Below are 19,747 nucleotides of genomic sequence, written 5' to 3' on the forward strand. Positions count from 1 at the left end.
GTTTATCCTTCACGGCCGTCCAGGCGAGGCTGGCTTAAATAAGGCGTGTACACGATGAGGTAGAGCAGAAAGGCGGCCGACCAGCACGCTGCTGATATAACCAAGAGTTGGTCCCGCTTTCCACCCGGAATATTGGCACACAAACGCAGCACTGCGCCGCCCTCCAAAAGGTAGTACATGAAACTTTCTGCACGGCCTGCCTTGAGCGGACGGCCCGTATGGCCGAGCGCCGTGCGCGTGACCATGCCGATGATCAGGCCCGACATCGCACCTACCGCCAGTGCATGGAAAGCAGAGCTGGCGCTGCCCAAGCCCAGAGCCGCAAAGCCCAGCAGCAAGAGGCCGCCGGCGATCCACGCATAGGCCAGATGCAGCACCCACAGCAGGGGTACGCGCAGCGTGCTTGGCGGCGCCCAGCCATACAGGCGGGCTGCATTCACGGCCGCCGCGGCAAAGGCCAGCGCGGCCGTCAGCAGGGCCGGCGCGGCCAGCAGCCAGGCGAGGGCGGTGAGAGCGATCAGGGCCAGCGCGGCCTTGTCGCGCCAGGCCAGGCTGCGCGGTTTGCTGCCCGGCGCGCCGTTGGCGGTAAACATGGGGATCACGCGGCCGCCGATCACGGCTTCCAACAGCGTGACCAGGAGGATGGCGCCATGCACGGGCGTCAGCGGCGAGATAGCGAGCCAGCCCAGGGCCGCCGCGTGATAGGTGATATTCGCCAGCGACAGCAACGCGAGAATGGCGGCGACCGGATAATTGCGGCGGCTGTTGGCGCGCAGCAGCACGCGCAATAGCGCCCACGCGGCGGCGGGCAGGAAGGCCACGTCAATGGCGCGTGCCGCCAGTGCGATGGCCGGGGCAGCGCTGCCGGTGGCCAGCATGGCGGCGCGGCCGGCGATCCAGAGCAGCGCAAGGGCGGCCAGGGAGGCGCCGCGCGGCGTCCACAGATTGGTCCAGTTGCGGGAAGCAGTCAGCAGGAAACCGACGATTACGGCGCCCGCAAAACCGAACACCATTTCGTGCGAGTGCCACAGCAGGTCGAGAGGCAGCAAGCCCTGGTAACCCGCCAGCCACAGCGGAACGGCGATTGCGGCCAGTGCCGCAGCCAGCAGGTAGAAGGGGCGGAATGCCAGCCGCAACAGGGCGGGCGGCTGCCTGGTTGTGTGCGGATCGTCAATGCGCAATAGCTGTGAGCTGCTCATGGTAGCCTCGGTTTCTTTAAGATGTATAATGAATGCTACATTAGCGCTTGGCTTAAAGCAATATTTGAAATGAATCTTTTTGTGGGTCTGCCATGAGATTGACATCCTTTACCGATTACACCCTGCGTTCGCTGATGGTGCTCGGCATGAACCGCGACAAGCTGGTCACCATCCAGGACATCGCTGACATGCACAACATCTCGAAGAATCACCTGACCAAGGTGATTCACCAGCTGGGCGCCAGCGGCCTGGTGGAGACTGTCCGCGGCCGCAACGGCGGGTTGCGCCTGAACCGTGAGCCGAAGGACATCAATATCGGCGATGTGGTGCGCGACAGCGAATCGGACTTCCATATCGCCGAATGCTTCGGCAGCGAACCAGGGGGCTGCGCCTTCCTGCACGATTGCTCCCTCAAGGGCAAGCTGGGCGCTGCAACGGAAGCCTTCCTCAAGGTCCTGGATGGCGTGACCCTGGCCGACATCCTGCCGCCGCCGCCGGGCGAGAAGACCGTCCAGCTGCATTTGCCGCCGAAGAAAGCCCACGCCGCTTAAAGCTGCAAATAATTTCCATCTTTTGTTGACAGCATCGGATTTAAATATGTATTATGAATGCATGTTTAAGCGAAAGGAGTAATGCAAATGCTGTCCCCCGAACACCGCGCCATCGTTACCGCCACCGTCCCCATCCTGGAGCAGGGCGGCGAAGCCCTGATTCGCCACTTCTACCAGACCCTGTTCACCGATTTCCCCGAGGTGAAGCCGTATTCAACCAGGCCCACCAGCATAGCGGCGACCAGCAGCGCGCCCTGGCGAACGGCGTGCTGATGTACGCAAAGAATATCGAACGCCTGGAAGCACTGGGCCCGGCCGTCAACACCATCGTCGCCAAGCACGTGGCGCTGCAGATCCAGCCCGAGGATTACGACAAGGTGGGCGCCAGCCTGCTGAAGGCGATCCGCGAAGTGCTGGGCGCCGAAACCGCAACCGATGCGGTGATCGAAGCCTGGGCTGCCGCCTACGGCCAGCTGGCGCAGATCCTGATCGGCATCGAAGGCAAGGCTTATGAAACGTCGGCTGCCGCGGTGGGCGGCTGGAAGGGTGCACGCCAGTTCGCGGTCGAATCCCGCCGCGACGAGAGCGAAGAGATCACCAGCTTCGTGTTCCGTCCTGTGGATGGCCAGCCTGTGATGGACTTCGAGCCGGGCCAGTACATCGGCATCCGCCTGTTCATCGACGGCGAGGAACAGCGCCGGACTTATTCGCTGTCCGCAGCGCCGAACGGCAAGACCTACCGCATCAGCGTGAAGCGCGAAGAGGGCGGCAAGGTGTCCGGCCACCTGCACGACACACTGAACGAAGGCTCGGTCGTGGACCTGTTCCCGCCTTCGGGCCAGTTCACGCTGGCGGAAGGCAGCAAGCCTATCGTGCTGATCTCGGGCGGCGTGGGCATCACCCCGACCCTGGCGATGCTGGATAGCGCACTGAAGACCGGCCGCGAAATCCGCTTCATCCACGCCGCGCGCCATGGCGGCGTACATGCCTTCCGCGACCACGTCGACCAGCTGGCGGCGGCCAATCCGCAGCTGACCCGCTTCTACATGTATGCGGAGCACAACGGCGAGCATCCGGCGCCGGACGCGGTGGGCCTGCTCGATGCCGGGCAGCTGGGCCAGTGGATGCCGGAGCGCGACGTGGACGCCTACTTCCTGGGTCCAGTGCCTTTCATGAAGGCAGTCAAAAAATCGCTGCGTGAGCTTGGCGTTCCTGAAGCACAGACGTATTATGAGTTCTTCGGCCCGGCCAAGGCCCTGAACTGATCGAAGTCAAGGCCGCGCGGGCCCCTTCACAGGAGGGATCAATGCACGCGCGGCTGCGACAGTTTGTCAATGCAATGACCGCCCTGGTCGATACGACGGCGGACGAAGCACGCATCATCCGGGAGGGCGGTGCGCTGCTGCGTGCACTGGTGGAACAGGATGGCTGGCTGCCCGCCGAATGCGCGCAGCCCGATCCCCAGTACTACCGTCAATATCTGCTCTATCTCGATCCCCGCAAACGCTTCTCTGTGCTCAGTTTTGTCTGGGGCCCGGGCCAGAGCACGCCGGTGCATAACCATACGGTGTGGGGCTTGATCGGCATGCTGCGCGGCGCGGAGCTGGCGCAGTCCTACCATCAAGGGGCCGAGGGACGCCTGGAGCGCTCAGGGCCGCCGCAGCGGCTGGAGCCGGGGATGGTGACGGCCGTGTCGCCCATGCTGGGCGATATCCATCAGGTGGAGAATGCCTACGATGACCGCGTGTCGATCGGCATTCATGTCTATGGCGCCGATATTGGCGCGGTTGATCGCGCCGTCTTCACGCCCGAGGGCGAGGCCAGGCCTTTCCGCTCCGGCTACGCCAACGCCTGAGAAAACCCACGGCCCAAACCTAGTGTCTGCCACATCGTGGCAGACACTTGCTTTATGCCTTGGGTTTTAAACGAGCCAACGGCGCCCTGGCTCAGACCAGCAGCGCCGCATTCATCGAGGCGGCATCGTCGGCCGATTCGGCCAGCATACGCTGCAGCTTTTCCTGATCGACAAACAGATCCAGCACGGATTCCTCGTGAGGCGCCGGGTCGCGGTCCGGATTGGCCAGCGGCGAAGGGACAGGGGCGAAGTGATTGGCCAGCAGCAGCGTATCCAGCAGGGTCTCCGGCGGAATCTGCATGAAACCGCCGCGCAGGCCCTCGATGGCGCTCGCCACCGGCTCCCGGGATGCCCAGCTTGTGCAGCACTTCGCGGGTGATGATTTCCTCGCTGGCCGGTTGCCAGTTTTCGGGATCGGGTTCCAGCAGGCCGGGAATTCGTCCGCGCGGGACAGCAGGTAGAAACCGCCCACCTCGTGCACGATGGCCGCGAACAGCGCTGTATCGGCGTTCACCCCCGTGATCTCGCGTGCAACCACGCGCGCCAGGCAGGCGACGTGGATCGTGTGCTGCCACAGCTGCTCGGCCTTGGCACGCAGTTCCGGGTCAACGATCTTGCTGCCGAAGGCGCGCACGACCATGGCCGCCGCCAGGGCAAAGAGATTGTGGTAGCCGACACGCATGATCGCCGCGCGCACATTGGTGATTTCCGGTCCCGCCGGCGCGGTTGAACATCGCCGAGTTGGACAGGGCCACGGTGCGCGCCGCCAGCTGCGGCTCGGCCAGCACCAGCTTGATAGCCTCGTCCATGGGACAGTCAGGGTCATCCAGCGCGAGCTGGACACGCAGGGCCGCATTGACACTGGTAGGGAAGACGAGATCTCCCCGTATTGCCAAGGCGGCAATGTGGCCGAAGGCTTCAAGTTTGTTCATGGGGGAAAATTATACCAGCTGGCGCTGCGGATGCCAAATAGCGCGCCGCCGCGGCCCTTTCCAGGGGCGCGGCGGCGAACGAAAAACGGATCAGGCGCCGGCGAGCTGGGGCTGGCGGGTGGTGCGCTGTTCGGTATAGCGGGCGACGGAGAGGTCGTCGGCGTAGATGGCGGGGCGCTTGGCGGACATGATGTCGGCCAGCATTTGCGCCGAGCCGCAGCTCATGGTCCAGCCCAGCGTGCCGTGGCCGGTGTTCAGGAACAGGTTGCGCATGGCGGTGCGGCCGACCACCGGGGTGCTGTCCGGCGTCTTGGCGCGCAGGCCGGTCCAGAAGCTGGCCTTGGCGGTGTCGCCGGCGCCCGGGAACAGGTCGTTGACCACCATTTCCAGGGTTTCACGGCGGCGCGGGTTGAGCGCATTGCTGTAGCCGGCCAGTTCAGCCATGCCGCCGACGCGGATGCGGTCCTCGAAGCGGGTCACTGCAATCTTGTAAGTCTCGTCCAGGATGGTCGATTCCGGCGCGCGGTTCTTGTCGGTGATCGGCACGGTGATCGAGTAGCCCTTCATCGGGTAGACCGGGATGTCCACGATGCCCTTCAGGAAAGGCGTCGAGTAGGAGCCCAGCGCGACCACGAAGGAATCGCCTTCCACCAGCTCCGAGCCGCACAGCACGCCGCGCACTTCGCCGCCGGCCATGGCCAGGCTGCTGATGTTCATGTTGTAGCGGAACTTTACGCCCAGCGCTTCGGCCAGCGCGTGCAGGCGGTTGGTGAACAGGTTGCAGTCGCCGGTCTCATCGTTCGGCAGGCGCAGGCCGCCGGTCAGCTTGTGGGCGGACGAAGCCAGGCCCGGCTCGGCGTCCAACAACTGGCCGCCGGTCAGCAGTTCGAAGGGCACGCCGGTTTCCTTCAGCACTTCGATGTCGGCAGCGGCGTTGTCCAGCTGCTGCTGGGTGCGGAACAGCTGGATCGTGCCTTGCTGGCGGCCTTCGTATTCGATGCCGGTGGAGGCGCGCAGCGCCTTGAAGCAGTCGCGCGAGTATTCGGCCAGGCGCACCAGGCGTTCCTTGTTGACCGCGTAGGATTCGGCATTGCAGTTGCGCAGCATCTGCCACATCCACTTCAGCTGGAACATGGTGCCGTCCGGCGAGATGGACAGCGGCGCGTGGCGCTGCAGCATCCACTTCATCGCCTTCAGCGGGATGCCGGGCGCGGCCCAGGGCGTGGCGTAGCCGGGGAAATCTGGCCGGCGTTGGCGAAGCTGGTCTCCAGCGCGGGACCGGCCTGGCGGTCGAGCACGGTGACGTCGTGACCTTCCAGGGCCAGATAATAGGCGGTGGTTACACCGATAACGCCACTTCCGAGAACGACTACGCGCATGGGACTTGCCTCCAGATTATTTCGTGCGGATTATTTTGCTATGATATGGACGTTGTCCTAGTTTTTGTTACTGTATATCGCCGCTAATTCAGTAAATAATCATGAGAACTCAGAAAGAATCAGTCCGCAGCCTGGACAAGATTGACAGGAAAATACTGCGCATCCTGCAGGATGACGGACGCATCTCGATGAAGGACCTGAGCGAGCAGGTTGGCCTGTCGATCACGCCTGCGATCGAGCGGGTCAAGCGCATGGAGCGGGACGGAGTCATCACCGGCTATCACGCCCGGCTCGATCCGGCGTCGCTGGGGGCATCGCTCCTGGTGTTCGTGGAAATCACGCTGAACCAGAAGTCGGCCAGCCACTTCGAGCAGTTCCGCCGCGAGGTGCTGCGCATTCCCGAGGTGCAGGAGTGCCACCTGGTGTCCGGCGACTTCGACTACCTGATCAAGGCCCGCATCCACGAGATGGCCGAATACCGCAAGCTCCTCGGCGACATGCTATTGAACTTGCCGGGCGCGGCGCAGTCCAAGAGCTATGTGGTGATGGAGGAAATCAAGGAAACCCTGATCCTCTCGACCGAAGCGGCCCAGTAGCCGGTCTTGCGCGTGATCAGCATCGCCTGATGCGCGGTCGGGCATCATGGGCTTTTTCCAGGAGAGCGCATGGCAACGCAAATGAACGACCCTGTTGCGCACAAATCAGACCTCGACGCGCTGGAAGAGCGGCTAAAGGCCCATATCGGCGCCGAAATCAGCCGGGCGAAGTTCGAGATGTTGACCTGGGGTGTTGGCATCCTGCTGGTCAATGATGCGCTGATCCTCACGGCCATCAAGCTATTCGTGTGATGTCGTGTGCCGGCCGCCTTAGGTTAGAATTAAGCTCAGCATCGGCATTGCGAACGGGGACTAATGTGCATAGCAACTACGGAACCGCCAGCCTCACGCCATCGGCCCCGCAAACAGCGGCCGCGCCGGAACTTGCCGTTACCATCCGCTCGCTGGACGAGCACCTTTCCTCCGACCAGAGTTTCGCCTCCGCCCTGGCGCGCACCGTGGGCGCGATTGCCGTTGCGGACGGCAATATGACACTGGCGCAATTTGCCGCCGTCACGGAGATTGCCGGTGACGGCAAGGCCTCCGCCGTGTTCACGGCCGTACTGCTGAACGCCATCGAAGCCGGGGTCACGCTGGAGCAGGCGCTGGGTGGACTGGCCCGCGCCAGCCAGACCACCGAACATCAGGCGCGCGATGCCGCCTACCAGCTGATGAAGCCGCTGCTGGCGCTGCAGGGATCGCAGGCGCGTCCCATCGCGCAGCGCGTGGCGCGGGCGCTGGACATCAGGCTGACGCCCGAACAGCTGTACGGCCTGCCGCCGGAACAGGAGCGCCGCCTGCTGCGCGTGGTCGGCGACAAGGCGCGTGCGCTGGTCAAGGGCCGCGGCCTGGTGGACGCGGTGGCCGACTTCGGCCGCAGCACCGGCAACAGCGAACTGCTCGACCACGCGCGCGGCTACAACGGCGGCCTGATGGGGCAGGACGAGCTGCATGCCTCCGTCCAGCACGCCGTGGCCAATATCAGCCAGGGCATCGCCACCTATGAAGAACACGCCGGCGCCATGCTGACCTGCGCCGCTTCGGCCGACAGCCTGCAGGCGACGGCCGAACAACTGCGGCGCCAGGTGCAGCAGCGGCTCGCACTGGTCGATGCGCGCATCGCCTACGAGCGCCGCACCCTGTCGCAGGATATCGAGGACGCCGTCCACGATGCGGGCGACGCCATTGAACTGGCCATCGCCGAGAGGCTCGATACCGGCCAGTGGAAGGACGAGGAAGTGTGGTCGGAAATCGCCCGCGAACAGTTCGGCATGGTGATGGAGCGTCGGCTGGACCGCGTGGTGCGGCGCAAGGAGGAAGCGCTGGACTTGCTGAACCACGACCTGTCGCTGTTCCAGTCCGATATCCGTCTTACGCCATCGAGCGCCTTCGTGCGCCAGCACCATGTGGCGCTGGCCCGCCTGATGCCGCGCATGCGGCTCGGTACAAGGGTCGCCAATACGGTCGACACGGCGGCCAATGTGACTCTGATGGGCAGCGCAGTGGCGGCAGCCGGTACGGGGACGATGGCTTATCTGTTCGGCGTGGCGGTGGTGGTGCCGGCCGTGGCGCCGGCCGCGCCCTTTGTCGGCGGCGCCGTGCTGCTGGCCGGCGCATTCAAGTGGTTCTCCGATATCGGCAAGCGCAAACGCTCCGAGATCCGCGACAAGCGGCGGGCCTTCGAGGAGGAATTGCTGAAGCGGCTGAAGGAGGCGGAGCTGGCCATTAGTCGCCAGCTGGACCGGATTTCGTCCAGCTTTCACGAATCGGCGCGGCAGTTGCTGACGCCATTGCTGCTCGAAGCCGAGGCTGCGGGGCGGGTGCAGAAATGCGCAAGCGGATTGCCGACAAGGTGATCACGCAGGCGCGGGCGCATATCGCGCAGTTGCAGACGGCGCTCGCGGCCGCGGCCGCATAGGCGTTCCCGACGGCGCACGCACGGCGGATCAATGATCCGCCCTACGCGCCGTCGATGCATTTGGATCCACATGATACGACGAGAGGCGTAGGGCGGATCATTGATCCGCCGTGCCTCCCGTCCTGCGGCGCTTAACGCACCAGGTTATGCTTGATAATCCCATCCGCCGCGTCCACAGCCTGGTCCAACGGCTGTCCCAATGCCCGCGTCGCATACACAGGCGCGGACGGGGAGGCTGAACCCAGCACCGGCCCACTGATATCACTGATATCCACCTTCACCGTCGTCGACAAGCCAATGCGCAGGGGATGCGCCGCCAGCTCCTTCGGATCGAGCGCAATCCGCACCGGCACGCGCTGCACGACCTTGATCCAGTTGCCGGAAGCATTCTGCGCCGGCAGCAGCGAGAAAGCGCTGCCCGTGCCGGCAGACATGCCCAGCACCTTGCCGTGATAAACCACCTTGGCTCCATACATATCCGCCTCGATCAGCGCCTTCTGCCCGACGCGGATATCGCGCAGCTCGGACTCCTTGAAGTTCGCGTCCACCCACAGCTGGTCCAGCGGCACGATGGAAAGCAGGGCGGTGCCGGGCGCCACGCGCGCGCCCACCTGCACGCTGCGCTTGGCCACATAGCCCGTCACCGGCGCCAGGATGCTGTTGCGGCGCGAAGCCAGCCAGGCTGCCATATAGTCCGCGCGCGCCTGCTGCACGGCCGGGTGGTCGGACAAGGACACGCCCGCCACCGCGGCATGCGCTGCCTCGGCCTGTTTCTGCGCCACGAGAATCGCGGCCTGCGCATTGTCGACAGCCTGCTTCGCGTGAGCCAGGTCTTCGCCGGACACGGTGTGGTCGGCGGCCAGCGGCGCGCGCCGCGCCAGGTCATCCTGCGCAGTGTTCAGCTGCAGCTTGCGCTGGGCGACGGCGGCGTCGTACTGCGCGGCGTCCGCATAACGCTGGCGTTCCTGGCGCACCACGGCGCCGAGGCGGGCCTCGGCCTGGCGCAGGGCCACGTCGGCATCGGCCGCATCGAGCTTGACGATGGGGGCACCCGCTTGCACCAGCTGGGTTTCGTCAGCGCGGATTTCCTCCACATTGCCCGCCACCTGCGAGGACAGCGTGACGAGATTGCCGCCCACATAGGCGTTATCCGTTTCCTGCTCTTTCGACAGCACGGTCTTGTAGTAGATCGCGTAGGCCGCGCCGGCGGCGATGAAGGCCACCGTGATGGCGGTCATGACAGTTTTACGTTTCATGTTCAAAGTCTTATTTCGTGATCAGGGGTGGAGCATCGCCTTGGTAGCCGCCGCCCAGCGAATGGACGAGGGCCACTTCGGCCAGGAGCTGGGCATGCTGCAGGCGCAGTTCGGCATCCTTCTGGCGCAGCGCGGCCTGCCGGGCAGCCAGCACGGACGAGCGATCGGCCAGGCCGTGATCGGCACGGGCCTGGGCGCTGTGCAGCAGGGATTGCGCGTCGGCGCTGGCTTTCTGCTGCTGCGCGAGCTGGGCTTCGATGCCCTGCAGGGTCAGCGTGTCCTGCGCCACTTCACGCACGGCCTGCACCACGGCGTCGTTGTACCCGGCGATCAGGATATTGCGGTCGGCGCGCGCACCCGCCAGATTGGCGGACAGGCGCTGGCTGTCGAACAGCGGCAGCGACAGCGAGGGGCCGACGAAGAAGGTGCGGCTGGCGCCGCGCAGCAGCTGCGACATCGAGACGGAATTCAGGCCGAGCGAGGCTGTCAGGTTCACGTCCGGATAGAAGGCTGCCTGCGCGGCATCGACGCGGCCCAGCGCCGACTCCACGCGCCAGCGCTGCGCCTGCAGATCCGGGCGGCGCGCCAGCAGCTCGATGCCCAGGCGCGCGGGCAGCGCGGCGGGGGCGCTGCGCAGCGCCACCGGCTTCAGGTCGGCCACCAGCGCGTCCGGGCCTGCGCCCGAGTTGCCGCCGGCGCCGAGCAGGGCGCGCAGGGCCTGCTGCTCGATGGCGTTGTCGGCGTCGAGCTGCGCCAGGTCTTTCTCCAGCAGGCTGGCTTGCATGGTGGCGCTGCGCTGCTCGTCGGCGGGCGCCAGGCCGCGCGCGATGCGCTTTGCCTTGTCCTCGATCAGCCCCTGCTGGGCGGTCAATTCCGCGAGCAGGACTTCGCGCCGCGCCCAGCCGGACTGCAGGCTGAAATAGTGTTGCGCAATGGCCGCCGCCAGCGACTGCTCGGCGCCCGCGTAGGACGCGCGGCGGGCATTCACCTCGCCGGCCGCCGCCGTGATTTCCGCCTTGTCGCGGCCCCACCAGTCGAAGTGGTAGCGGCCTTCCACGCGCAGCGTCTCTTCGGTGAACCAGGCGCCGCCGATCGGGGCGGGGAAAAGGCCGGTGGCCGAATAGCGCTGGCGGTTGCCGCCCGCGTTCAGCGACGTCTCGACGCCCAGTTCCGCGCTGCTGCGCGCAAACGCGGCCTGTGCTGCCGCAATCTGGGCGGCGGCCGTGTCCAGCGTCGGCGCGGAAGCCAGTGCTGCCTGCATCAGTCCATCGAGTTGCGGGTCGTCGTATGCCTTCCACCATTGCGCGTCCGGCCAGCCTTCGCGCGCGAGGCGGATGGAGGAGGGCAGTTCGGCCTTGGCCACATCGCGCTGAGGCAGGCGGTCGCGGTCGGCCGGAATGCCGGCGCAGCCGGACAGGGCCAGGACCACGGCCAGGGCAAGTGCCAGGGGCACGGGTTGTTTCATCATCTTCCTTTCTTAATCCATGGCCGCATGGGCCGCTTCCGCCGGCGCCGGCGCCTGTTTTGGCGCAGGGCGCATCAGCAGCAGCAGCGGGATCACCGCCAGCGTGAGCAGGGTCATGAGCCAGAAATCGTTCACGTAGGCGATCATCGAGGCCTGGCGCGTGATTTCGTTATTCAGCAGGTTCGCAGCATCCGTCGTGGCCACGTTATCGAGCAGCGACGGGTTGGCGATCGTGATTTTCTCGGCCAGCGCGGCGTGCATGGCCTGCGTGTTCCGCACCAGCAGCGTCTGCACCAGGGCGATGCCGATGCTGGAGCCGATATTGCGCACCAGGCTGTACAAGGCCGTGCCCTGGGCCCGCATCTCCGGCGCCAGCGTGGCGAAGGTCGCTGCGCTCAGGGGCACGAACACCAGGCCCAGGCCCACGCCCTGGATCAGGCCGGGCCAGACAATGTCCGACTGCGACAGCACCAGCGTGTAATGGCTCATTTGCCATAGCGAGAAGCCAGTGATGGCAAAGCCCGTTGCCAGCAGCAGGCGTACGTCGATCTTGCCCACCAGGCGGCCGACTACCAGCATGGAGAACATCGTTCCCAGTCCGCTGGGCGCCGTGACCAGACCCGCAACGGCGGCCGGATATCCCATCAGGCCTTGCAGCATGGTCGGCGTCAGCGCGCGGGTGGCGAACAGCACCAGGCCCATGATGAAGACGAACAGCAGGCCGCTGACGAAGTTCGAATTCTTCAGCAGGCGGAAATCGACGAAAGACTGGCCGGCAGGGCGCGTCAGCGTATGGCCGATGAAATAGGCAAAGCTCATCGTCATCAGCACGGCTTCCACCCAGGTCTCGGTCGAGGCGAACCAGTCATTCTGCTCGCCGCGGTCCAGCAGCATCTGCAGCGCGCCGATGGCCAGGCTGAGGGTGACGAAACCGAAGGCGTCGAAGCGCATCTTGCGCGGCGCCTCGACGGGGCGGATATAGCGCCATATGCCGTAGAAGGCCAGGCCGCCCACCGGCACGTTGATGAAGAACACCCAGCGCCAGTTATAGCTGTCCGTCAGCCAGCCGCCCAGCGTGGGGCCGAGAATGGGGCCGATCATCACGCCCATGCCCCACACGGCCATGGCGGAACCGTGCTTTTCGCGCGGATTGATGTCCAGCAGCGTGGCCTGCGACAGCGGCACCAGGGCCGCGCCGAACACGCCCTGCAGCAGGCGCGCGATGACGATCTGCGCCAGCGAGGTCGAAAGTCCGCACAGCACGGATGCGATCGTGAAGCCGGCCACGGACATCAGGAAAATCCGCTTCTGGCCGAAGCGGTCGCACAGCCATCCGGTCAGCGGCGTGGCAATGGCCGCGGCCACGATGAAGGACGTCAGCACCCAGGTAATCTGGTCCTGGGAAGCGGACAGGCTGCCCTGCATATGGGGTAGTGCCACGTTGGCGATCGTGCCGTCCAGCGCCTGGATGACGGTGGCCAGCATGATCGACAGCGTGATCATGCGGCGATGCTGTACCTCGCTCATTCGCAGCCGCCCGGTTCGTTCAGGCGCGCATGCAGCGCCTCCAGCAGCACGGTCATGCGTTCGAGTTCGCTGCGCTCGACGCCGCCCAGCAATTCGCGGCGCACAGGATCGGCGGCGGCGCGCACCCGCACATAGATGGCGCGGCCTTCATCGGTCAGGTGCACCAGCTTGACGCGGCGGTCGGTGGGCGAGGGCTGGCGCAGCATATAGCCGGCTTTCACCATGCGGTCGATCATCGACACCATGGTCGGGTCCTCGACGCCCAGGCGGGAAGCCAGTTCGGTCTGGGACAGGGGCTCGGCTTTGGCCAGGCTGGCAATGGCCATCCAGCTGGCCTGGCTCAGTCCGAGGTCCTTCAGGCGTCGGTCGATGGCCTGGCGCCAGGCGCGGGCCGTGTTGTGCAGGGCGTAGGAGAAGCGTTCTTCAATGTCCATAGAATACAAATCATTAGATATCTAAGTATTAGTTTAGCATAGTTACATAAATTACGTTGCCTGTTACCAACTTGTGCGCTGGCGAACACAGCATTCTTCAATTGCCCAAGTACAATGTAAAGGTAAGCCCACCCGCAACTCATATAATGACGATTATGAAATCCAAGATCCTCGCCGCCAGCCTGCTGGCCCTCTGCACCTCAGCCTTCGCCCAGAATGTGGGCGTTTCCGTCACCGTTGGACAGCCCGGGTTTTACGGCCGCATCGACCTCGGCAACTTTGGTCCGCCGCCCGTCGTGTACGAGCAGCCTGTCATCGTGCAGCGCCCGGTGCGCTACATCGCGGAACCGATCTACCTGCGCGTGCCGCCTGGCCACCAGAAGAAATGGTCAAAGCATTGCGCTGCCTATAATGCCTGCGGCCGTAACGTGTACTTCGTGCGCGACGAGTGGTATGTGAACGAGTACGCGCCGCGCTATCGCCACGAGCATGAGCATCGTGGCGACGACCGCCGCGACTATGACCGTCGCGACTACGACCGCCATGACGACCACGACGGCGATCACGGTCATGGCAAAGGCCACGGCAAGGGCCACGGCAAGCACAAGGACTGACCGGCGGCGCAGGCCGCCGCCAACCACCGGGAGATCCGTTTGCAGAGCAAATATGTCATCGTAGGAGGAGGGGCGGGCGGCCTGGAGCTGGCCTGCAAGCTGGGACGGAAACTGGGTCCCGGCAAGGTGATGCTGGTGGATAGCCGGCTTTACCACATCTGGAAGCCCTCGCTGCACGAAGTGGCGGCGGGCACCCTGGACATCCACCAGGAAGGCTTGTCCTACCAGATGCTGGCGCACGACAATGGTTTCACTTATGTCTATGGCGCGCTGATTGGACTGCAGGCGGCCGACAACACCATCATCGTTGGCCCGATCAGCACGGAAAGCGGCGAAACGGTGCTGCCGAACGCCGCATCCAATATGATTCCCTGGTGCTGGCCATCGGCAGCACTTCCAATTATTTCGGCGTGCCCGGCGCGCAGGAATGCACGATTTCCCTCAATGCCACTGAAGATGCGGAGCGCTTCCGCCTCACCCTGCTCAAGCTGCTGACCAAGGCCGCGCTGGAAAAGAGCGGCAGCGGCACGGTCGGCGTGGACGTGGTCATCATCGGCGGCGGGGCCACCGGCGTCGAACTGGCGGCCGAACTGCGCGAGGCCAGTGGCGTTTACGCGGCCTATGGCTTCGGCCACCTGGACCCGATGCGCGATGTGCGCATCACCCTGCTGGAAGGCGCGCCGCGCATCCTGGCGCCGCTGCCGGAGCGCGTGTCTTCCGCGGCCTTGAAGCTGCTCAATGAGCGGGGCATCAAGGTGGTGACGGATTGCCGCGTGACGGGCATCAGCCCCGACCACGTGCAGGTGGGCGAGCAGGCCTACCCCTCCGATATCACGGTCTGGGCCGCGGGGATCAAGGCGCCGGATTTGCTGAAATCCTTAGGACTGCCGACTGCGAAGGGCGGGCAGATCGAGGTGTCCGGTGAGCTGGTGGTGAAGGATCATCCGAATATCTATGCGCTGGGCGATTGCGCCATGTGCCTCGGTGCGGACGGCAAGCCGGTGCCGCCGCGGGCGCAGGCCGCGCACCAGCAGGCCGATTACCTGCTCGATGTGTTGCTGCGCAAGGATCGCGGACAGGCGCCTTCCGGCAAGCCGTATGAGTATCGCGATTATGGGTCGCTGGTGTCCTTCGGGCAGTCGACGTCCGTAGGGAGCCTGATGGGCTCCTTGCGGGGCTTTAACTGGTTCGTGGAAGGGTTCTTTGCACGGCTGATGTATGTGAGCTTGCATTTGATGCATCACCGGGCGGTGCTGGGGGCGGTAAGGACGGGGGTGCTGGCGGTGGCGCGGTTTTTGATCAAGCGGACCACGCCTCTTGTGAAGCTGCACTGATTGAGCATGCACGGCGGATCAATGATCCGCCCTACACGCCTCATTTGGGCAAGGTTATAGTCAATTTTGCACCGCCGGTGGGGTTGGGAGCGAGGGTAAGGGTGCCGCCGAGCCAGGCGGCGCGTTCGCGGGCGGCGCGCAGGCCGTGCTTCGCGTAGCAGCCCATGGCGCCGGCGGAAAGGCCGACGCCGTCATCCTTCAGGGTCAGCATGATCGCTTCATCGTTATCGTCCACGATCACTTCGATCGCGTGCGCCTGGGCGTGGCGCACCACGTTGCGCAAGCCTTCCTCCAGTGCATAGAGCAGCACCACGGCGTGCCCGCGCGGGCAGGAGGGTTCGTCTTCGGGCAGGCTGCAGCGCGCGTCGATCTGCTGGGCGGCGCCGAATTCGCTGAGGCGCTCGGTTAGCGCGGCGCGGATGCCGAGGAATTCCAGCTTGTCGTTCCATAGCCGGTGCTGCATGGCGCGGTTGGTGTCGATGATGGTGTGCAGCAGCTTCTTCATCTGCGCCACGCGGTCCTGCAGCGCAGGCTCCTGCGGCAGCTTGGACGCCAGCAGTGCAAGATGCATGGTCAGGGCAGTCAGCGAGGAGCCCAGGCTGTCGTGCATCTGGCGGGACAGGACGCGCCTTTCCTCGTCCCAGGAGGCATTCAGGTAGGCCATCAGCTCTTCCAGCTCGGCTGCGCGCTGGGCGGATTGTGGTTCAGGCATAGTCCTTCAGGATCGTGTTTTTTATTGCTCCGATCATACATGAGGTTCGGGTGAAATGACGCACATACACGCAAGCGGACGCACGGCAAGCTGAAGCTTTATCACCTTGTCAATGAGGAGCCAAGCCATGGACGCCATCACGCTGTTGAAACAAGACCACGCCAATGTGAAAGCAATGTTCAAGGAATATGAGGAGCTCGGCGATCGTGCCTTTGCCAGCAAGAAGAAGCTGGCCGACAAGATCTGCCTGGAACTGACCAAGCATGCAACCGCCGAGGAGGAAATCTTCTACCCGGCCGTGCGCGACGCCTCGAAGGAAGCGGAAGATATGGTCGATGAAGCAACGGTGGAACATGCTTCGGCCAAGGCCCTGATCTCCCAGCTGAGCCAGATGGACCCGCACGATGAGCTGTACGACGCCAAGGTCAAGGTGTTGGGTGAATACATCAATCACCACGTCAAGGAAGAAGAGGGTGAGATGTTCCCGAATGCGAAGAAGGCCGGCATTGACTTGCAGGCGCTGGGCGAGCAGATCGCCGCCCGCAAGGAGGAGATCGACTTCATTCCACCGGAACCCGCCGCCATGCAGACGACGGGCGCCGGCCGCCGTCCTATTGCTTGACGTAGGCGGGAGCGCCTGCCGTGCAGTTGCCGATGGCTTGCAGCAGGTGCTCGACGTCCACCGGCTTCACCAGGTGCAGGTCGAAGCCGGCATCCAGCACGCGGCGCTGGTCTTCCGCCAGGCCATAGCCGGTCAGCGCAATCAGCTTGATGTGGTGGGTGTCCGGATCGGCGCGCATGCGGCGCGCCACCTCGTAGCCGTCGATGCCGGGCAGGCCGATGTCGACCAGTGCGATGTCCGGATGCTCGCTGGCTGCGGTCTGCAGGCCCTGCACGCCGTCGGCGGCGTGGTGCACCTGGTAGCCGTAGCAATTGAGCATCATGGCCATCATTTCGCGGCCGTCCTCGTTGTCCTCGATCAGCAGCACGGTGGGTTTGGCCTGTTCGCTATGTTCCATCATGGTTGCCTTCTTTTCGGTCCTGTGTTCAGTGCGCGGCAAGCGCAGGGTGAAGGTGCTGCCTTCGCCGGGACCGGCACTTTCAGCATAGACGCTTCCGCCATGCAGTTCCACCAGGCGCCGCACCAGTGCGAGCCCGATCCCTAGCCCGCCCTGGGCGCGGTCCAGCGTGCTCGTGCCCTGCACGAACACATCGAAGACGTGGGGCAGCAGCTCGGGCGCTATGCCCACGCCGCTGTCGTGCACGGCGATCACCACTTCATCGTCGTCGACCTCGGCTTCCACCTGGATGTGGCCGCCGGGCGGCGTGTATTTGAAGGCGTTGTCCAGCAGGTTGCTGAAGATCTGTTCGAGGCGCGTGGCGTCGCCGTTGACCCAGCCGCCCGGCTGCGCAGCCAGGCGGATATGGTAGTCGGCCGTGCGGCCGGTGGTGCGGTAGGTTTCCATGCAGGTGGACAGCAGGCTGGCCACATCGAGCGGCACGCGGTTCAGCAGGATCTTGCCGGACATGGCCCGGCTCAGGTCCAGCAGGTCGTCGACGATGCGGCCCAGGTGATGGCTCTGGCGCTGGATGATCTGCTTGGCGCGCGCGACCGCCTCGCCCGAGGCGCCAGGCAGGCCGATCAGCGAGGCGGCGCTGCTGATGGCGCTGAGCGGATTGCGCAGCTCGTGGCCCAGCATGGCGAGGAACTCATCCTTCGCGTGGCTCTGGCGTTCGGCCATCTTGCGCTCTTCGATCTCGCGCATCAGGCGCTGGTTGCTGGCGATCAGGTCGGTGGTGCGCTGGCTCAGCTGGCGCGCCTGCTTGCGCAATTCCTCGTTTTTTTGTCGCGAGTGCCACAAACACGGAAATTTTCGCGTATAGTACTTGTGGTATCACGGGCGTGAACAAAAAGTCGACAGCCCCTTTCTGGTACGCCTTCAGGCGATCCAGTTCATCGGCCACGAAGGCGGTGATGAAAATGATGGGGATGTCGGCCGAGCGCGGGCGCTGGTGAATGGCTTCCGCCGTTTCGAAACCATCCATGCCGGGCATGTTCACATCGAGCAGGATTACGGCGAAATCGTGCGTCAGCACTTCGCGCAAGGCTTCCTCACCTGAGCGGGCCGATATGACCTCGTAGTGATCCTGGGCCGCCCACTGCGAAAGCAGGCTGGTCAATGCAAACAGGCTGTTGGCATCGTCATTGACGACAAGTATCTTGGGCTTGTCCACGTTCAGTTTGTCCCGCTTTATAAGTCTTCTGTTGCCAATCGATCATAGCGTCGCCCTCAGGCGCTGTCAAAAACCCGCCTGTCAACAGGACGCACCCCACTGTTCGCCGCCGCACAGTCAGTGCGCGGCGCGCCGTGCCATAGTGAAACCCTGTTCATTGGGAGCCGATCATGAATATCGATACCATCGTTGATAAAGAATACCTGGGCAAGTGTTTCAAGGATCTGGCGAATGCGCCCGTCAGCGCGCTGCGCGGCGTCAGCGAAAAGGATGCGGCTGCACTGGGCAAGGCGTTCGGCGTGAGCACCATCCGCGATTTCGCGACCCTGAATTTCGTGCGCTGGGCCCAGGCCATCTGCACGCTGGCCGACGAGGAGAAGATGGCGCCGGCCGAAGCGGCCAGGGAAACCCTGCTGGACGAAGCCGTGGAAATGACGTTCCCGGCCAGCGACCCGATCTCGGTCGATGCCGGCATCACGCGCATCGAGGTGGCGCCGGAAAAGGTCGACGCGAAAAAGGACCACCAGCATGCCGCCAAGGTCGAAGAATCGACCGCGGAGGGCAAGGAGACGGAGGCCAACACACACTGAGGCCACATCAGGCGGCAGTCGCCTGCACGACGGATGTCTGTGCAGGCGCCGGCGCCGGGGCCGGCGCAGCGGCGCGCTCGGCCAGCGTGCGTGCGGCGCAGAAGCGGTTCTTGCCGGCGCGCTTGGCCTCGTACAGCGCGTTGTCGGCCACGTGCATCAGGTTGTCCACGGTTTCCGCATCGTCCGGATACAGGCCGATGCCAATGGAGGTGGACAGCTGCAAGGTCAGGCCATTGATGCGGTAAGGCTCGGCCACGACTTCGATCAGCTTGGACGCCGGCTCCTGCGCGTCCGCCAGTTCCCCCACATCGCCCAGCACGATCACGAATTCATCGCCGCCCACGCGCGCCACGGTGTCGTCCTTGCGTGAGGAGCCGACCAGGCGCTGCGCCACCTGCTTCAGGATTTCGTCGCCGTAAGCGTGGCCATGGGTATCGTTGATGGCCTTGAAACCGTCCAGGTCCAGATACATCACGGCGGCCTTGCGCTGGTGGCGCGCGGCATGCTGCAGCGTGGTGGCGATGCGGTCTTCCAGCAGGCGCCGGTTGGGCAGCCCGGTCAGCGGATCATGCAGGGCCAGCTCCTGCTGCTGCTTGCTGTACTGCGCCAGCTCTTTGTATAGCAGGCGTACTTCCAGCATATTGTGGATGCGCTTGTGCACTTCGAGCAGGTCAAAGGGTTTGCTGATGAAGTCGCGCGCGCCCGCTTCCAGGGCGGCGATCTTGAAACTGGGCTGGGCCGTCAGGGCCAGCACGGGGAGGTAGCCGTCCTGCTCGATTTCCTTCAGGCCTTTCATGACCTGGAAACCGTTCAGCTCCGGCATTTGCAAATCCAGCAAGATAAGGTCGTAGCAATGCTGCCGGTGCAGGGGACATACCTGCTCCGGCAACATGGTGGCCGTGACATTGGTGTAGCCGGCGTCGCGCAGGATCTCCAACATCAGGTCGATGTTGTCCGCGCAGTCGTCGACGACCAGGATCTTGGCATTCAGGATCTCGTCAGGGCTGGGCATAATCTGTCTCGTAGGGCGAATTCTCAGTGTATCGCGCGCGAATTTGCCATGGCGCACGTGTCATAAGCCAGTGTAGCAAAGTGCGAGCAAGTTTCTTGTAGGACATTATCCCGTGTTCAGGTAGGAGCCCCAAGAAAA

At 64.3% G+C, this 19,747-nt stretch carries 17 protein-coding genes and 4 pseudogenes; 10 read left to right on the forward strand and 11 right to left on the reverse strand.

Annotation, left to right across the window (positions count from 1 at the left end; translation table 11 throughout):
- Window positions 1-2: 2 nt before the first annotated feature.
- Complete coding sequence (locus ACHMW6_RS13585; protein ID WP_395407627.1) at window positions 3-1,199, reverse strand: NnrS family protein; 1,197 nt, start codon at window positions 1,197-1,199, stop codon at window positions 3-5.
- 92 nt (window positions 1,200-1,291) lie between these two features.
- On the opposite strand from ACHMW6_RS13585, the gene ACHMW6_RS13590 reads away from it, so the two are divergent.
- The 3 genes and pseudogenes from ACHMW6_RS13590 (at window position 1,292) to ACHMW6_RS13600 (ending at window position 3,605) form a co-directional block, all read left to right on the forward strand.
- Window positions 1,292-1,750, forward strand: a complete 459-nt coding sequence (locus ACHMW6_RS13590) for an RrF2 family transcriptional regulator (protein WP_395407628.1) — start codon at window positions 1,292-1,294, stop codon at window positions 1,748-1,750.
- An 87-nt stretch (window positions 1,751-1,837) separates the two neighbouring features.
- Window positions 1,838-3,015 (forward strand): annotated as a pseudogene (gene hmpA, locus ACHMW6_RS13595) (NO-inducible flavohemoprotein).
- 41 nt (window positions 3,016-3,056) lie between these two features.
- Window positions 3,057-3,605 (forward strand): cysteine dioxygenase, encoded by a 549-nt coding sequence (locus tag ACHMW6_RS13600; RefSeq protein ID WP_395407629.1) that lies wholly within the window; start codon window positions 3,057-3,059, stop codon window positions 3,603-3,605.
- Window positions 3,606-3,696: 91 nt separating this feature from the next.
- Here ACHMW6_RS13600 and ACHMW6_RS13605 read toward each other — a convergent pair.
- Both ACHMW6_RS13605 and ACHMW6_RS13610 read right to left on the reverse strand, forming a co-directional pair.
- Window positions 3,697-4,537, reverse strand: a pseudogene (locus ACHMW6_RS13605) (HDOD domain-containing protein).
- Between the two features lie 90 nt (window positions 4,538-4,627).
- Window positions 4,628-5,916: pseudogene (locus ACHMW6_RS13610) on the reverse strand (D-amino acid dehydrogenase).
- Window positions 5,917-6,017: 101 nt separating this feature from the next.
- Between ACHMW6_RS13610 and ACHMW6_RS13615 the strand changes: the two are divergent.
- The 3 genes from ACHMW6_RS13615 to ACHMW6_RS13625 all read left to right on the forward strand — a co-directional run bounded on the left by ACHMW6_RS13615 (window position 6,018) and on the right by ACHMW6_RS13625 (window position 8,368).
- Window positions 6,018-6,512 carry an Lrp/AsnC ligand binding domain-containing protein gene (locus ACHMW6_RS13615; RefSeq protein WP_395407630.1) on the forward strand — a complete coding sequence of 165 codons (495 nt, stop codon included), beginning with the start codon at window positions 6,018-6,020 and terminating at the stop codon, window positions 6,510-6,512.
- A gap of 69 nt (window positions 6,513-6,581) precedes the next feature.
- The gene (locus ACHMW6_RS13620) at window positions 6,582-6,764 is read left to right on the forward strand and encodes a hypothetical protein (RefSeq protein ID WP_395407631.1); all 183 of its coding nucleotides are present in this window, start codon (window positions 6,582-6,584) and stop codon (window positions 6,762-6,764) included.
- 65 nt (window positions 6,765-6,829) lie between these two features.
- A complete protein-coding gene (locus tag ACHMW6_RS13625; protein ID WP_395407632.1) occupies window positions 6,830-8,368 on the forward strand; it encodes a hypothetical protein in 1,539 nt (512 codons plus the stop codon).
- Window positions 8,369-8,561: 193 nt separating this feature from the next.
- Here the strand turns inward: ACHMW6_RS13625 and ACHMW6_RS13630 are convergent, their stop codons facing one another.
- From ACHMW6_RS13630 to ACHMW6_RS13645, 4 genes are read right to left on the reverse strand one after another with little or no spacing between them, the layout of a single operon-like run.
- A complete protein-coding gene (locus ACHMW6_RS13630) occupies window positions 8,562-9,686 on the reverse strand; it encodes an HlyD family efflux transporter periplasmic adaptor subunit (protein WP_395407634.1) in 1,125 nt (374 codons plus the stop codon).
- A 10-nt stretch (window positions 9,687-9,696) separates the two neighbouring features.
- Window positions 9,697-11,154 carry an efflux transporter outer membrane subunit gene (locus tag ACHMW6_RS13635; protein ID WP_395407635.1) on the reverse strand — a complete coding sequence of 486 codons (1,458 nt, stop codon included), beginning with the start codon at window positions 11,152-11,154 and terminating at the stop codon, window positions 9,697-9,699.
- A gap of 9 nt (window positions 11,155-11,163) precedes the next feature.
- Entirely contained in the window at window positions 11,164-12,678 is a 1,515-nt protein-coding gene (locus ACHMW6_RS13640) for an MDR family MFS transporter (RefSeq protein ID WP_395407637.1), read from the reverse strand.
- Window positions 12,675-13,112 (reverse strand): MarR family winged helix-turn-helix transcriptional regulator, encoded by a 438-nt coding sequence (locus tag ACHMW6_RS13645; RefSeq protein WP_395407638.1) that lies wholly within the window; start codon window positions 13,110-13,112, stop codon window positions 12,675-12,677. Before ACHMW6_RS13645 ends, ACHMW6_RS13640 begins: the two co-directional genes overlap by 4 nt.
- A 155-nt stretch (window positions 13,113-13,267) precedes the next feature.
- Between ACHMW6_RS13645 and ACHMW6_RS13650 the strand changes: the two genes are divergently transcribed.
- Both ACHMW6_RS13650 and ACHMW6_RS13655 read left to right on the forward strand, forming a co-directional pair.
- On the forward strand, window positions 13,268-13,726 hold the full coding sequence (locus tag ACHMW6_RS13650) for a hypothetical protein (RefSeq protein WP_395407639.1): 459 nt from the start codon (window positions 13,268-13,270) through the stop codon (window positions 13,724-13,726).
- Window positions 13,727-13,765: 39 nt separating this feature from the next.
- Window positions 13,766-15,060: pseudogene (locus tag ACHMW6_RS13655) on the forward strand (NAD(P)/FAD-dependent oxidoreductase).
- 40 nt (window positions 15,061-15,100) lie between these two features.
- Here ACHMW6_RS13655 and ACHMW6_RS13660 read toward each other — a convergent pair.
- Window positions 15,101-15,772 (reverse strand): sensor histidine kinase, encoded by a 672-nt coding sequence (locus ACHMW6_RS13660; RefSeq protein ID WP_395407640.1) that lies wholly within the window; start codon window positions 15,770-15,772, stop codon window positions 15,101-15,103.
- Window positions 15,773-15,899: 127 nt separating this feature from the next.
- On the opposite strand from ACHMW6_RS13660, the gene ACHMW6_RS13665 reads away from it, so the two are divergent.
- On the forward strand, window positions 15,900-16,394 hold the full coding sequence (locus tag ACHMW6_RS13665; protein ID WP_395407641.1) for a hemerythrin domain-containing protein: 495 nt from the start codon (window positions 15,900-15,902) through the stop codon (window positions 16,392-16,394).
- On the opposite strand, the gene ACHMW6_RS13670 is transcribed toward ACHMW6_RS13665, so the two are convergent.
- Window positions 16,384-17,538, reverse strand: coding sequence for an ATP-binding protein (locus ACHMW6_RS13670; RefSeq protein WP_395408606.1), 1,155 nt, complete (start codon window positions 17,536-17,538; stop codon window positions 16,384-16,386). The two genes, ACHMW6_RS13665 and ACHMW6_RS13670, sit on opposite strands and share 11 nt — an antisense overlap.
- Window positions 17,483-18,007, reverse strand: coding sequence for a two-component system response regulator (locus ACHMW6_RS13675; RefSeq protein ID WP_395407642.1), 525 nt, complete (start codon window positions 18,005-18,007; stop codon window positions 17,483-17,485). The genes ACHMW6_RS13670 and ACHMW6_RS13675 overlap by 56 nt, the downstream gene beginning before the upstream one ends.
- A 170-nt stretch (window positions 18,008-18,177) precedes the next feature.
- Between ACHMW6_RS13675 and ACHMW6_RS13680 the strand changes: the two genes are divergently transcribed.
- Window positions 18,178-18,597 (forward strand): hypothetical protein, encoded by a 420-nt coding sequence (locus tag ACHMW6_RS13680; protein WP_395407643.1) that lies wholly within the window; start codon window positions 18,178-18,180, stop codon window positions 18,595-18,597.
- Between the two features lie 7 nt (window positions 18,598-18,604).
- Here ACHMW6_RS13680 and ACHMW6_RS13685 read toward each other — a convergent pair whose 3' ends face one another.
- On the reverse strand, window positions 18,605-19,609 hold the full coding sequence (locus ACHMW6_RS13685; protein WP_395407644.1) for a diguanylate cyclase domain-containing protein: 1,005 nt from the start codon (window positions 19,607-19,609) through the stop codon (window positions 18,605-18,607).
- Window positions 19,610-19,747 lie beyond the last annotated feature (138 nt).

Origin of the sequence: Pseudoduganella sp. UC29_106, from assembly GCF_044055365.1 — a bacterium.
Classification (GTDB): Bacteria; Pseudomonadota; Gammaproteobacteria; order Burkholderiales; family Burkholderiaceae_D; genus Rugamonas.